The following is a 14,868-nucleotide window of genomic DNA, read 5'->3' on the forward strand; positions in this document are numbered from 1 at the left end:
ATTTTTATAAGCTCATTATACGCCTACCTTAGTAGGTCTATAGTAACTTACTTCTTATTTTACAATACAATGACCTAATTCAAAACGTATTCTACATAGTATTAATGAAGATTTAAGGAAACTTACATTTTGTTAAAGATAGGTCTTACCACTACTGTAACATAAAAAGCAAGCTATCAGTAGAAATCTGTCCTACAAATAGCTTGCTTTTCTCATTTTTTTAAGTAAGTTTTACTATCCAATAAACGGCATGAACATTGGTATGACAACTACTGTTACAACCCCTACTACCGTTACAGCAATGCTTGCCATAGCTGCCTCTACTTCACCCATTTCAATTCCTACTGCTACTCCTAATGCGTGACCTGCTGTTCCAAGCGCTAAACCTTTTGCAATTGGATGTTTCACTCTAAATGTTTTTAAGAATAATGCCCCTAATGCGTATACGATAACTGCGTTAAAAATAACTGCAAACGATGTAATTGCTGTTATACCACCAATACTTTCAGAGATTGGTAACGCAATTGCTGTTGTTGCTGCTTGCGGTAACATTGAATTCATTACTGCTGTATCTAGACCAATTGCTTTTGCAACAATGAACACGACAATTACTGAACAAATAGATCCTACTACGATAGCTGATAAAATTTGCCACCAATATTTTTTTAACTTATCAACTTGTTTATATAATGGTATTGCAAAGGCAATTGTTGCTGGTTCTAAGAAGAAACTAATCATTTTTCCGCCAGTATTATACTCTTCAAAAGTAAAGTTACCTACCTTTAAAAAGACAATCCCTAATACCATCGCCACAAATAATGGTGTGAATAAGAAGAATCCTTTAGAATGCTTAAATAATAATGTGCCGATTCCGTATGCGATTAATGAAACGACGATTCCGAAATATGGAGTCATTGTACTTGCCATGTTCATTACCTCCTAACAATATATTCTAAAATGGTTACGCAACCTTTCCGTGCTTGCGTCCTTTATTTACTACTTTCAATTCTTTTGTATCTTCTGTTTCTTTTTCATCTTTTCCTAAAATAAATTGTGCAAATAACCCTGTTACAGCGAGTAAAATAATTGTTGCGACAACAATTACAGTTAAAATTTGTACAAAATATTGTCCCATTACACCAAGAGAATTAATAACTGAAATACCTGATGGGACGAAAAGGAATCCGATAATACCGGTTAAAGCTGTTCCAAGTGATTCAACTTGCTCCAATTTAATTACTTTTAAACATAATAGACTAAATAAAATGACTAACCCGATTACCGATGAAGGCATCGGAATTGGTAAATGTGTTGCAATAATATTAGAAATTAACATAATAGCTGAGAATATGAATGCTTGTGATAAGAAACTATATACTTTTTTCGTACTCATTTTGGCCACCTCTTTCGATTTGGTACCTTTATTGTATAGGATATAAACGCCTAAGTAAGCGTTTACATAACAGAACGTCAAATATACAGAATCAATTACAAATATAAAAGGATGAAATACAAAAGCTGCTTCTTAAATACGAAGCAGCTTCTTGAGTTCTTTTGCATATGTACGGCTAACAGGTACTTTCGATCCTTCTTTCATGATTAAATTATAAGTAGAATTGAACCATGGCTGAATTTCAGTAATATGATTAATATTTGCAATAAAGCTACGATGGACACGCATAAAACTTGCTTGTGGCAACTTCTTTTCCAAAATTACAAGTGTATCGTGTGTTACATACGTTTCCCTCATTGTTTTTACTGTCACTTTTCCATCTACAAGCCCTACATATACAATATCTTCAATATTAACAAGTACGATTGATTCTTCAATTGGTAATGCTAATTTATGCATCTCTGCTGTTACATCTGTACCCTTTATTTCTTGCTTTGTTTCTATTTGCGATTGTTTTTGTTTTTTATACTTCTTTAATGTTTGTACAATACGCTCTTCATCAAATGGTTTTAAAATGTAATCTAACGCGTCTACTTCAAATGCTTGCAGCGCATACTGATCATAGGCAGTAGCAAATACAATTGCAGGTGGATTTTTCATCTTCTTTAATATATTCGCGATTTCAAATCCGTTATCATCGGATAGCTGAATATCTAGAAACACAATATCTGGTTTATTTTTCATCAACTCTTCTAATGCGTCTTCTACACAATCAGCCTCACCTATTATCTCAACTTCTTTCGTTCTCTCTAATAGATACTTTAGTTCATCACGTGCTAACATTTCATCGTCAACTACTAACACTTTTAACAACCCGCTCTTCCTCCCCTATCTTTTTTGGAATAACAAAAGTAATCTCTGTCCCCTCATTTAATTCACTTTCGATATGAAGCATCGTTTCTTTCCCAAATAACCCAATAAGACGTTCATTAATATTATATAAAGCTGTTCCTGTCCCTTTCTTTGACGAAACTACCATTCTTCCTAATTGTTCTAAACGTTCTTCCTCAATTCCTTGTCCATTATCTTTTACTTCAAAGTGAACCATACCCTCTTTTTCAAAGACATGCACTTCCACCTCGCATACTGGTTGCTTCTTCGGAAAAGCATGTCGCAATGCATTTTCAACCAATAGTTGAAGAACAAATGGTGGTACTAAGGTTATCTTTAGCTCATCCTCAATATACATCTTTACTTCATACTTATTTGGGAACCTTGCTTGTTCTAGTGATAGGTATGCCTGTACATGGTTTAATTCTTGTTCTAGTGGAATCAATAACTGACGTGCCCCTTGCAAATTACAACGGAAATACACGCTAAGCTGTAATAATAACTTCCTTGCCTTTTCTACATCTGTTCGGCATAAAGCTGATACTGTATTAATCGCATTAAATAAAAAGTGTGGGTTAATTTGTGCTTGTAATGCTTTTATTTCCGCATCTTGCAATAATTTGCTTTGCAACTCAGCTTCACCTAATTCAAGTTGTGTAGAGAATATTTTTGCTAATCCTTCTGCTAATTCCTCTTCCACACGACTTAACTGGTTAGGATTTTTGAAATATAGTTTTAATGTCCCTATCGTATTTCCATGTGAAGTTAGTGGAATAACGATAGCAGCTTGCAAAGGACAGCCTTCGTGTTGACAATTAATAACCTCACGTGATTTTGCTTTCATTATTTTCCCTGTATTTAACACTTCTTTCGACAAACCAGTTATTAAACTATGTGAAGGAATATGGTGATCTGATGCTAATCCAACGTGAGCCAATATTTTCTCTGTATCTGTTAAGGATACTGCATCTGTCCCTGTAAAGCGGTGAATAATTTGTGCCACATGCTTACATGACTCTTCTGTTAAGCCTTGGCGAAAATACGGTAACGTTTTATCTGCAATACGTAATACCTTATGAGTCTGAAGTGCCTTTGCGTTCTCTTCCTGGCGCAAAATAGCTTGTATCATAGAAAGTAAAATAAAACTTCCAAAACTATTTACAAGGATCATCGGTATCGCAATTGTTTTCACAATACTCATTCCATCCTCTACAATTAATAGGATCATAATCATTTCTAAAGAAACGATAAAAACACTTAAAACCGCTGAAAATTTAGGCGTAATTGTACGATTATATCTTTTAAAAATGTATCCGATATAACCTGTTATAATCCCCGCTAAAATTGAAGAGATTGCACAACTTAGCGCTGTCGTCCCGCCAAGCATATAACGGTGAATACCAGCAATTGATCCTACTCCAATTCCGACGATAGGTCCGCCAAGTAATCCACTAATTCCAACACCCATAATACGTGTATTCGCGATTGTGCTCGATGAAGAAACGCCTTGTAGCCAATTTTCATTCATAATCGTATTTCCTGCTATTTCAATTCCTGTGTAATTGCTTACAATTGTAAACACCGAAAAAATACAAATAAGTTTAAGCTTATCTACATATCCGTCTTGCTTATGAAGAAGGCGCCTGAACGTTTTAATATGCGAAAGTAAAAACCCTAAAATAACAATAAGTCCGACGCGTTCAATCATCATAAGTACTAAATTTAGCATCTGTGATTCATTCCTTTTTATAGTAGTTAGTTTTATTATGGGAAAATAATGAAGTAGACGTCAAGAAGAATGAAATACCTTTTGAAATATTTTACACATAACAATTCCATCTTTATTTGACAATATAATAGAAGAGTGCTAAAAATAAAGTAATATAATACAGTCCTTTAACCCAACCCCGTGAGGTTGAGAAGGAAGTCGGAATACAATGTACGTATGTTCTTTTTAGGGATACGTATGCTTTTTTGGCCTTCTCATCATATCAGGTGAGAAGGCCTTTTGTTATTCTTCCATAGCGACTGTAGAAGAAAATAAGGAGGAATAATGATGAACGTCACTACTGATGTACAATCAACAACAGAGGAGACGAAAGAGAAAAGATATAAAACACTATTTGGTTCTGCGCTAGGATATGCAGCAGAAGGTTTAGATATGTTGCTCTTATCTTTCGTACTTGTCTACATTTTAAAAGAATTTCATTTAAGCCCTGTTGAAGGCGGAAACTTAACATTAGCTACCACAATAGGTATGCTAATCGGGTCTTATTTATTTGGATTTATTGCTGATTTATTTGGGCGTATCCGTACGATGGCCTTCACAATCTTACTATTTTCACTAGCAACAGCACTTATTTATTTCGCAACCGATTATTGGCAATTATTAATTCTTCGCTTTTTAGTTGGAATGGGAGTTGGTGGTGAATTCGGTATTGGAATGGCCATCGTAACTGAAACATGGTCTAAAGACATGCGTGCTAAGGCGACATCAGTTGTTGCACTTGGATGGCAATTTGGCGTACTAGTCGCTTCACTCCTTCCAGCATTTATCGTCCCGCATTTTGGATGGAGAGCTGTTTTCTTATTTGGACTCATTCCCGCTTTATTAGCTGTTTACGTTCGCAAAAGTTTAAGTGAACCGAAAATATGGGAACAAAAACAACGATACAAAAAAGAATTGCTACAAAAAGAAGCTGAAGGTAATTTAACAAATACTGAAGTAGAACAACTAAAGCAAATGAAAAAGTTCCCACTTCGAAAGTTATTTGCCAATAAAAAAGTAACGATAACAACAATTGGACTTATTATTATGTCATTCATCCAGAACTTCGGATATTATGGAATCTTTACATGGATGCCCACTATTTTAGCGAATAAATATAACTACACATTAGCAAAAGCGAGCGGTTGGATGTTCATCTCTACAATCGGCATGCTCATTGGAATTGCAACTTTTGGTATTCTAGCCGATAAAATTGGTCGCCGTAAAACTTTTACAATCTATTATGTCGGTGGTACTATATACTGTCTCATTTACTTCTTCTTATTCACAGATTCAACATTATTGCTATGGGGAAGTGCATTGCTTGGATTCTTTGCAAATGGCATGATGGGAGGATTCGGAGCAATTTTAGCTGAAAACTATCCTGCTGAAGCTCGCTCTACAGCAGAAAACTTTATTTTCGGTACAGGACGTGGTTTAGCCGGATTTGGGCCTGTCATTATCGGATTACTCGCTGCAGGTGGTAATTTAATGGGAGCACTCTCTCTCATCTTCATTATCTATCCAATCGGTTTAGTTACGATGCTATTATGTGTCCCAGAGACGAAAGGTAAAGTATTAGAATAGATTAAAACTGTACAAAATGATTGTTCGAGAACTATCCCCCTTCAAGAAAAGTAGTTGGATAAATAGTAAAGAGGAAGCATCTCATTTAAGATGCTTCCTCTTTTATTTATTATTTTGATTTACTAGCCTTCTGAAATAAGAAAGCAGTTTTATCTTCTTCTTTTACAATACCTTGTTCTAATGCTAATTCCCCTGCAACTTTAGGCGCTAGCCATAGCATTGGGAACAACAGAATTGATACTGGGACAGCTGTTACTACGATGAATGATTGCAATGCATTAATACTTCCCTCACCCATGTATAAAAGAATCGCTGCAACTGCGCCCATAATAAGCGACCAAAAAACTCGCAAACTAATTCTAGGATCTCCATCTCCAGTCACTGCCATTGAAATCGAATACGCCATTGAATCTCCTGTTGTCACTACAAATAAAATTGTTAATAAAAGAAATGCAGGTCCAATAATATTGGAGAGTGGCAGTTGCTCTGTAATTGCAATCATAGCCGCTGGCATACCCGATTCACTTAATGCGGTCGAGATAGAACCAGGATTCATTAACTCATAAAACACACCTGATCCCCCTAGTATAGTAAACCAAAACGTTGTAATAATAGGTGCAATAATTCCAATTGCAACGATGATTTCTCGGATTGTTCTCCCTCTTGAAATTCGGCTCACTAAAATTGCCATCATCGGTCCATATCCAATAAACCATCCCCAGAAAAAGATTGTCCACGATCCTAACCAACCTGTATCACCGCGGTATGTGCTCATTGGAATAAATTCATTTATATAAAATCCAAACGAAGAAACAAATGAATCAATAATAAATCCACCTGGTCCAAATAGTAATACAAATACCATTAATAGAACTGCTAATCTAACATTTAAATTACTTATAATTTGAATTCCTTTATCAATTCCTGTTACCGCGGATATAGTAGAAACAGCTACTACACAAACAATAATGGCTAATTGAGTAGTAAACACATCAGGAATGTCAAACAATGCTTGTAATCCATAACTTGCTTGTAGTCCTAAAAATCCAATTGGACCAATTGTCCCTGCCGCTACCGCAATAATGGCAAATGCATCGATCATCGTTCCAAGTATACTCTTTCGCAATTTCTCTCCAAAAATAGGATATAAAAGCGTTCGAGGTTTTAACGGCATACCTTTATGGTAATGCCCATACATCATCACTACTGCACTAATTGTCCCTAAAATCGTCCAAGCTAAGAAACCCCAATGCATATAACTTTGTGCTAAAGCCGGCATGACTGCTTCTTGCGTTCCAGCAGATATACCTTCATGTATTGGTGGCACCGTCATCAAGTGGTACATCGGCTCTGCCGCTGCCCAAAAAACGCCACCTCCGGCAAGCAATGTAGACATAATAATAGCGAGCCATTTTGTCGTACTAATCTCAGGTTTCTCTAGCCCCCCAAGTTTAACTCTCCCATATTTCGAGAACGCCATACACATTGCAACAATAAATGTACCAATTAATAAAACTTGCCAAAAGGCACCAAAATATTTAATTGAAGCTGTAAAACTGCTATTAATGACTCCCTCTACGTAACTTTTATTTAAAAAAACCGCAATTACAAATAATAAAAGTGAGCCCCCACTAATAAGAAATACAGGCCAATCCGTTTTTCGACTCTTCATCCTCATTTACACTTCCTCCTTCCTCAGCAATCTAAAAAAACAACTTTATTATGTTTTATTTTTTACACCCAAAACACAATGATTATATAAGTATAATAATTTATTAATTTCCTACACACTTATGTTGTCCCTAAAAATATGCTAAATCCCTTATTTAAAAGAAAATTTCTATTCCTCTTATATAAAAAAGCAAAACAAAAGACCTTATATTTCTATAAGGTCTTCGAAACAGAAATTTGATTATAACATAAGGAACTTCTTGGTTCAAAAAGTCCCTTCCAAAAATAACCGAGGGTAAAGGCTTCCATTTGCTACGTAACGGTAATTTAAAAAAATTATATTTTGCAGAAAAAAACTATACTAAATATCATTTATGAAAGAAATTCGGCTTCAAAATTTCATTCGGATACGGTTTATGATAAATATGAGTGGTAGCTGGAGATAACGGTGGAATGAGCCACACCCAATTCCCTGTTACAACCCGACCACAAGCGGCTTCTTGCTTCTCAAATTGCTGAAATTGTTGTGCAGCAGTATGGTGGTCAACAATACTCACTCCTTGTTTTTTAAAGGAATGTAAAACAGCTACATTTAATTCAACTAACGCTTTATCTTTCCACAACGTACCGTTTCTCGATGTATCTAGATTCATCATCTCCGCAACTGCCGGAAGTAAGTTATAACGATCATGATCCGCTAAGTTACGTGCCCCAATCTCTGTTCCCATATACCATCCATTGAACGGAGCCGCTGTATAGGAAATACCACCAATTTCTAAGCGCATATCTGAAATCATTGGCACGCCATACCATTTTACTCCTAAAGATGAGATTGGGTACTCTGGATGTTCAATTGGTACCTCTTTCACTTCTTTTTTAGGAATTTCCTTATATACAGGCTCTTTTCCATCAACAGAAAATACAAGTGGCAATACATCGAAATTCGTACCTTCTCCTTGCCAGCCAAGTTCCTGACAAAAATCTGTAAACGCAGTGGAATGAGAGTCACCAATCACTCCCATTTCTGTTTTATATCCTGCATATCGAATTAATTGATGATTATAAATTCGTATATTATTTTCTTCACCTTGATATTGCTTAAAAATCGTAATTGTCGGTTTCACTTTTCCGTCGTTCGTTGCATATTTAATATGATGAATTAATGCATTATATACACCTTCCTCATCATTTACTTCACGTGCATCTAATATATGCATCTTGCTCCAAAATAATCTTCCGATACATCGATTGCTATTGCGCCATGCCATTCGCGATCCATGAACAAGTTCTTCAAATGTATGCTCATACGTCCCTGTATTCTCTATCTCAGCTTGAATTTCTTTCATTCGCTCTTCTATGAATTGTTCTTTATTAAGCTCTTTATAGCAAATCATAATAAAATGACTCGCTTCTTCTATTAATTGTTTCGTTTTACTCATAAACAATCTCCTTCTATTTCAACAAAACGTTACTACTTTACAGTATAAGCAAAAAGAATACGAGTCACAAATGAAAGTCGAAGTGTTACTTTTATTGTAATATTTTTCAGAAAATTAAAGAGATTACTATTGACTTGTATGAAAAATAGGTGTATTTTTGACTCAGGTAAATTATTTTTACCTAGACCAACTTTTAAAAAGAAAGGAGGTAATGTTATGTCTTCATTTCAATTGCCAAAGCTTTCATATGACTATGATGAACTAGAGCCATATATCGATAGCAACACGCTTTCTATTCATCATGGAAAGCACCATGCGACATACGTAAACAATTTAAATGCTACTTTAGAAAATTATACGGAATTACATAATAAATCTTTAGAAGAGTTACTATGTAATTTAGATACTTTACCAAAAGAAATTGTTACAGCTGTAAGAAATAACGGTGGTGGTCATTATTGTCATAGTCTTTTTTGGGAAGTAATGAGCCCACGAGGTGGCGATGAGCCTAATGGAGATGTTGCAAAAGTAATCGATTATTATTTCAATACCTTTGACAACTTAAAAGATCAACTGTCCAAAGCAGCAATTAGCCGTTTTGGAAGTGGATATGGATGGCTTGTCCTTGATGGTAAAGAACTTGCTGTTATGAGTACACCCAATCAAGATACACCTTTGCAAGAAGGTAAGATTCCATTACTCGTCATCGATGTATGGGAACATGCCTATTATTTAAAGTATCAAAATCGGCGTCCAGAATTTGTTACCAACTGGTGGCATACAGTGAACTGGGACCGGGTAAATGAAAAGTATTTACAAGCAATTCAATCACAAAAACATTAGTCGTGCGTATAAGGTAAGTTTGGTAATGTAAAATTAGTATTGTCGAAATCCTCCAGAATCCCCCGGATTGCCACCGGGGGATTTATGATTATTTCATCGCACGTATGTAATAACATAATACTTTTGCTATTTCTACCTTCAACTCTCGGAACGGGAATCCTAATTCATTAGCTTTTCCATTATATAATGTGCAATTAATCACTTCATTATAAGGCGCTACATGATCCCCTACTTCTTGCAGGAGTGCTTTTATTCCCGTATTTTCTTCTATGAAATGAATAATTCCTCCAGTAGAAACTACCCCGTGACTACAAGCATTAATTGGTCCTTCTATGCTTTCTGTCCCGCACCAAGCTAAAAACTGCCCTGCTTCTTCTTCATGTATAAACGACAACTCTCCATCCAAATGATTCACGGCGACAGGTTCTTGCCTCACAATATGTTCAACGTAAAATTGTAACCTTTTCGTATAATCGTTTTCTCCAATAACAACCGGAAAACGAACTGCCACAACTGGGAATGTCGCTTTTTGGAATAAAACTGCTTCGGCTAATCTCTTTCCTTCACTATAACTGAAGTCATTTCTATCTCCATACGCGATTTCATACTCGTACGGATTGAAGTCCTCTTCTGATAAGTTTAGTGCAGGTTCATAGACTGCCATTGAAGATGTCATAATATATTTCTTTGTTTTACCTTCCAAAACTTCACATATTATATTCGCTGCATTCGAGCTATAGCATAAATTATCGTATACGATATCATAACTTTTATCTTTTAGATGCTCTGTTAATTGCTCTTCATCTTCTCTATCTACAATAAGTCTTTTTACTGCACTTCCAAAAGAATCTTCCGTAATTCCTCTCGTCGCAATCGTTACATCGTGTCCATCTTGCAAAAGCGCTTCTACTAAATGTTTACCAAAAAATCTAGTTCCCCCTAGCACCAATACTTTTTTCAACTTCATCATCCCCATTTTGATAAATTGTAAAATACTACCTCTCTATTATAAATGCTAACATATAAAAAGCATGGAATTAGTGTAACGATTCCATGCTTTTCTACAGAAAATATATTAACGTACTCGATATTTATAAATACAATAACAGAAGTATAAAATAGAAATTACGGATACATAAACCCATAGTTCATATACGAATCCCTCTCCCCATACTCCCATAAAATAAAAGAGTGAAGGCAACGTCAATGTTACCCATGATTGTACGAAAGCAATCCTTCCAAGATATTGATTGATATTCTTTTTTTGTGTATTTAATACAAAGAATAAATACCAAAGTAATGCCCACATAAACCACGTTAACGCATTCACAACATCATGGAATTGAACAAATGAAACAACCATATAGAATAAGGCAATAATTGCTACCCAAATACAAAACCATCCTAGACCGCTACTATCCATTCCCTTTATAAAGGTAACACCTACATATAAATAGGTTAATCCAAATAAGAAAGTAGCTGCATATGAATACACTGTCCAATTGCTTTGGTCAGAAATCATGATCAGATAGAACGGAATAATAATTTGTAATGCTCCTACAAATAAATTAAAAACACCCGCACCTTTCATCTCTGCTTTTCCTAATATAACAAGACTATTTAAAAATAAAGCTGCACCCGAAAGTAATAATCCTACGTAACCCATATATCCTCATGTGAAAACCTTACATTTTCACACTGTCCCTCCCCATCTTGTAAAAATTATATTATTCCTTATTCTCCTTCTTACTTACAACTACATACAAAGTTTTTTCGAATATAAGTCAGACTTCCTACCTTAAAAAACGATAAAAAAATCCCTTCGATACATGTCATACAGTAATCATGCCCATCGAAATGTATCACATAATAAAAACGCTTTCAATAATACGTAATTCAATCAAAAAGCTAATGATTATTTGATTATAAACGCACTTTACCAATGATACAAGTATTGGAATATTATTCAATATTACATTTTTTATTTCTATAAAAAATTAATAGAATGATACATTTTCCCTATTTCATTCTATCAATAATCTGCATAGAATATTGTACAATCATATTGAATTAGAAAGGTCTGATATTTATGCCTCTTCATTATCCACATCAAGCTGATATTCATTCAACAGGTGTATTAACAAGAGAGCCTGCAACAGTTTCAGCAGTAATAAACATAGTAAATTTAGATGCATATTATGCACACTATATAAATATAGAGGTTTGGGATTGGTCTAACTATTCTAGTCCTGTAAAATTACCTGTACTCATTGGTGAAGATACAGTTGTAGAATTTCCATACCCTTTACAAGGCAACAATCTAGCAGTATTTTATGCCAATTTAGATGAAGCTATTAATTTGTATGAAATTCGTATTTCTTATCCTACTCACTCCAATATTATTGCAAATTGTTTCGGACGAAGCGTACCGCCTTATACAAGCCAAGAAGGTAATACGGTGTATCATAAACAACTTGTTCGCATTCATTAATAGTTCTTTCCAGTATCTAAAATTGATATAGAACAACTTGCTGTTCAAACGCCATGATCAGTAATATGTTCTCTTTCCCAAAGTGAACATATTACTGATCTCAAGCAACATGATAAAGATTACAATTTATTGTATACATAAAAGAATAAGAGAATACTTTACTAACTATCTTAAATCATTTGATATCCATTTTTATTATTTACTTGCCATCTCCAAGAATCTACACACATCTCTTCTAACCCATATTCCGCTTCCCATCCTAATTCTCGTTTCGCTTTAGATACATCAGCAAAACAGATTGCTACATCACCAGGACGACGCCCTATCACTTTATAAGGTATTTTTTTACCCGAAACCTTCTCAAAAGCCTTTACCATCTCCAATACACTATACCCTTTACCTGTGCCAAGATTATACGCTTCGATTCCTTTCGTCTTAAGTACTTTCTCAAGTGCCTTTACATGTCCTTTTGCAAGGTCAACAACGTGAATATAATCACGGACACCCGTCCCATCTTTCGTTGGATAATCGTTTCCGAATATATTTAGCTCCTTTAACTTACCTACCGCTACTTGCGTTACATATGGCATTAAATTATTCGGAATCCCATTTGGATCTTCTCCAATACGGCCACTTTGATGTGCTCCAAATGGATTAAAATAACGAAGTAACGCAATACTCCACTCATCATCAGCTTTTGCTACATCACGCATAATTTGCTCAATCATTAATTTTGTTTGCCCATACGGATTTGTCACACTCAGTGGAAATTCTTCTGTAATTGGTGATGTTTTTGGAATTCCATATACAGTTGCAGATGAACTAAAAATAAAATTTTTAACATTATGTTTCTGCATCACATCACATAGTACGATCGTACTTATTATATTATTATAATAATATGTAATTGGGATTATAGTAGATTCCCCCACTGCTTTAAACCCAGCAAAATGTATAACCGCTTCAATGTTATTTTCCAAAAAAATCTCATTCATTTTTTCACGATTTAAAACACTTTCTTTATAAAATTCAAATTGTTTTCCTGTTATTTCTTTTACTCGGTTTAAGGACTCGATTGAACTATTTGAAAGATTATCTACGACTATAATTTTATAATTACTATTTAATAATTCTATACATGTATGACTACCAATATATCCTGCTCCACCCGTTATAAGTATCGCCATATATATAGTCCCCCACTAATTATTAATTATAAAATTTTATAACCTCAATACAAATCTATCCTATCATAAAAAACTGATAATTCTAAAAAATTATTTTTAATTATTATTTATATAAAAAAGAGCCACATAACCTTTACGTTATGCAACTCTTCAACATACATATGTGTCTATATCTTTTTTTATTAATCAAGAAAAATAAAATTTGCTCAGAAATTTCATACTGTTAAATTACGTAACAATATACACTTAAAAAGTGGGCAAGGCTTCCCAATAACACGAACACGTGAAAAATTTCATGATGCCCCATATGGTTAAACTCTAACCATTTTGGCTTTGTTCCATAAATAAATCCACCAATTGTATAAAGAATACCTCCAAGCACTAGGAGCACCATACCACCTGTACTTAAGTTAGCAGCTAACGGCGCAAAGAACAGAACAATTAACCAACCCATTGTAATATAAATTGCTGTTGATAACCATCTTGGACAATTGAACCAAAACATTTTAAAAACAATACCACAAATGGCAGTTGCGTAAACTAAACAAAATAATAATAAACCGTGTGCGGAATGTAATGTAATTAAACAAAATGGTGCATATGTACCTGCGATCAATATAAAAATCATAGAGTGATCAAGCTTCCTAAAGAAATAAATAACACGTTCACTGGCTACAACACTATGATATACAGCTGATGCTGTATACAGAACCATCATTCCGATGCCAAACAAAATAACAGCTGTAATTGCCGCAAAAGATGGCATCTTAATAGAAACTTTTACAAGCATAGCTAGTAATGCAATAAATGATAATACAGCTCCTCCCAAATGGGTAAAAGCATTAACCGGTTCTCTTATATAAGCATTCATATAAACACCCCTCATATAATTACATGTAGTTTTAATAACTATATGTAATTATATACACATTATTATTAGAGGTCAACATTTACAATTCATTTGTTTCGTAATACCATATTTAGAGATAAACTAAACATTATGCTCCACTAAGTCATAAAAGTGAGGGGTTCTACGTGGAAAATATAAATAAATTGCTTGAAACATTACATTTAGAAAAAAATATTACACTGGAAGACATTCCAAATGTCGATTTGTATGTAGACCAGGTTGTCCAACTATTTGAAAACACTTATACGGATACAACAAGAACCGATGATGAAAAGGTATTAACAAAAACAATGATTAACAATTATGCAAAAGGTAAATTGTTTATTCCAATCAAAAATAAAAAATACTCAAAAGAGCATATGATTTTAATCAGTTTAATTTATCAATTAAAAGGGGCTCTTTCCATTAATGACATAAAAAGTTCCTTAGAACATATAAACGAATCCTTATTAAGCGATGGTTCATTCGAATTAAATACACTCTATAAAGATTATCTTACTCTTACCGAAAACAACGTCGAAAGCTTTAAACAAGATATAAATAATCGCGTTTCAGAAGTAAGTGAGATTTCTTCCTTAGAAGATCCAAAACTAGAAAAGTTTCTATTACTAAACTCCTTAGTGAACATGAGTAATATGTATAGACGTTTGGCAGAGAAGTTAGTCGATGATTTAAAAGGATCTTAAAC

At 34.3% G+C, this 14,868-nt stretch carries 14 protein-coding genes; 4 read left to right on the forward strand and 10 right to left on the reverse strand.

What is annotated here, in order from left to right; translation table 11 throughout:
• Positions 1 to 234: 234 nt before the first annotated feature.
• The 4 genes from lrgB to lytS all read right to left on the reverse strand — a co-directional run bounded on the left by lrgB (position 235) and on the right by lytS (position 4,013).
• The gene (gene lrgB / locus ACYVEC_RS02905; protein ID WP_063223966.1) at positions 235 to 927 is read right to left on the reverse strand and encodes an antiholin-like protein LrgB; all 693 of its coding nucleotides are present in this window, start codon (positions 925 to 927) and stop codon (positions 235 to 237) included.
• 34 nt (positions 928 to 961) lie between these two features.
• Positions 962 to 1,393, reverse strand: coding sequence for an antiholin-like murein hydrolase modulator LrgA (gene lrgA / locus ACYVEC_RS02910; RefSeq protein WP_060633042.1), 432 nt, complete (start codon positions 1,391 to 1,393; stop codon positions 962 to 964).
• Between the two features lie 132 nt (positions 1,394 to 1,525).
• Complete coding sequence (locus ACYVEC_RS02915; protein WP_063223967.1) at positions 1,526 to 2,266, reverse strand: LytR/AlgR family response regulator transcription factor; 741 nt, start codon at positions 2,264 to 2,266, stop codon at positions 1,526 to 1,528.
• Positions 2,244 to 4,013 carry a two-component system sensor histidine kinase LytS gene (lytS, locus tag ACYVEC_RS02920; RefSeq protein WP_063223968.1) on the reverse strand — a complete coding sequence of 590 codons (1,770 nt, stop codon included), beginning with the start codon at positions 4,011 to 4,013 and terminating at the stop codon, positions 2,244 to 2,246. Before lytS ends, ACYVEC_RS02915 begins: the two co-directional genes overlap by 23 nt.
• Positions 4,014 to 4,340: 327 nt before the next feature.
• Here lytS and ACYVEC_RS02925 point away from each other — a divergent pair, with 327 nt between their 5' ends.
• Positions 4,341 to 5,639 (forward strand): MFS transporter, encoded by a 1,299-nt coding sequence (locus ACYVEC_RS02925; RefSeq protein ID WP_098555261.1) that lies wholly within the window; start codon positions 4,341 to 4,343, stop codon positions 5,637 to 5,639.
• A 109-nt stretch (positions 5,640 to 5,748) separates the two neighbouring features.
• On the opposite strand, the gene ACYVEC_RS02930 is transcribed toward ACYVEC_RS02925, so the two are convergent.
• Positions 5,749 to 7,317: a BCCT family transporter gene (locus ACYVEC_RS02930; protein WP_199677972.1), complete on the reverse strand. Its 1,569-nt coding sequence runs from the start codon at positions 7,315 to 7,317 to the stop codon at positions 5,749 to 5,751.
• 361 nt (positions 7,318 to 7,678) lie between these two features.
• Positions 7,679 to 8,749 (reverse strand): nitric oxide synthase oxygenase, encoded by a 1,071-nt coding sequence (locus tag ACYVEC_RS02935; protein WP_063223971.1) that lies wholly within the window; start codon positions 8,747 to 8,749, stop codon positions 7,679 to 7,681.
• 216 nt (positions 8,750 to 8,965) lie between these two features.
• Here ACYVEC_RS02935 and sodA point away from each other — a divergent pair, with 216 nt between their 5' ends.
• Entirely contained in the window at positions 8,966 to 9,592 is a 627-nt protein-coding gene (gene sodA / locus ACYVEC_RS02940; RefSeq protein ID WP_063223972.1) for a superoxide dismutase [Mn], read from the forward strand.
• An 88-nt stretch (positions 9,593 to 9,680) separates the two neighbouring features.
• On the opposite strand, the gene ACYVEC_RS02945 is transcribed toward sodA, so the two are convergent.
• Together ACYVEC_RS02945 and ACYVEC_RS02950 are read right to left on the reverse strand one after the other, a co-directional pair.
• A complete protein-coding gene (locus ACYVEC_RS02945) occupies positions 9,681 to 10,562 on the reverse strand; it encodes an NAD-dependent epimerase/dehydratase family protein (RefSeq protein ID WP_080468617.1) in 882 nt (293 codons plus the stop codon).
• 105 nt (positions 10,563 to 10,667) lie between these two features.
• Positions 10,668 to 11,258, reverse strand: coding sequence for an AmiS/UreI family transporter (locus ACYVEC_RS02950; RefSeq protein ID WP_063223974.1), 591 nt, complete (start codon positions 11,256 to 11,258; stop codon positions 10,668 to 10,670).
• A gap of 423 nt (positions 11,259 to 11,681) precedes the next feature.
• Between ACYVEC_RS02950 and ACYVEC_RS02955 the strand changes: the two genes are divergently transcribed.
• Entirely contained in the window at positions 11,682 to 12,083 is a 402-nt protein-coding gene (locus ACYVEC_RS02955; RefSeq protein ID WP_063223975.1) for a hypothetical protein, read from the forward strand.
• Positions 12,084 to 12,253: 170 nt separating this feature from the next.
• Here ACYVEC_RS02955 and galE read toward each other — a convergent pair whose 3' ends face one another.
• Together galE and trhA are read right to left on the reverse strand one after the other, a co-directional pair.
• Positions 12,254 to 13,270 (reverse strand): UDP-glucose 4-epimerase GalE, encoded by a 1,017-nt coding sequence (gene galE / locus ACYVEC_RS02960; RefSeq protein WP_098555259.1) that lies wholly within the window; start codon positions 13,268 to 13,270, stop codon positions 12,254 to 12,256.
• A gap of 223 nt (positions 13,271 to 13,493) precedes the next feature.
• Positions 13,494 to 14,141 (reverse strand): PAQR family membrane homeostasis protein TrhA, encoded by a 648-nt coding sequence (trhA, locus tag ACYVEC_RS02965; protein ID WP_063223977.1) that lies wholly within the window; start codon positions 14,139 to 14,141, stop codon positions 13,494 to 13,496.
• Positions 14,142 to 14,305: 164 nt separating this feature from the next.
• Here trhA and ACYVEC_RS02970 point away from each other — a divergent pair, with 164 nt between their 5' ends.
• On the forward strand, positions 14,306 to 14,866 hold the full coding sequence (locus ACYVEC_RS02970) for a DUF1836 domain-containing protein (protein ID WP_098555258.1): 561 nt from the start codon (positions 14,306 to 14,308) through the stop codon (positions 14,864 to 14,866).
• Positions 14,867 to 14,868 lie beyond the last annotated feature (2 nt).

This window comes from Bacillus sp. MN7755 (genome assembly GCF_054771475.1).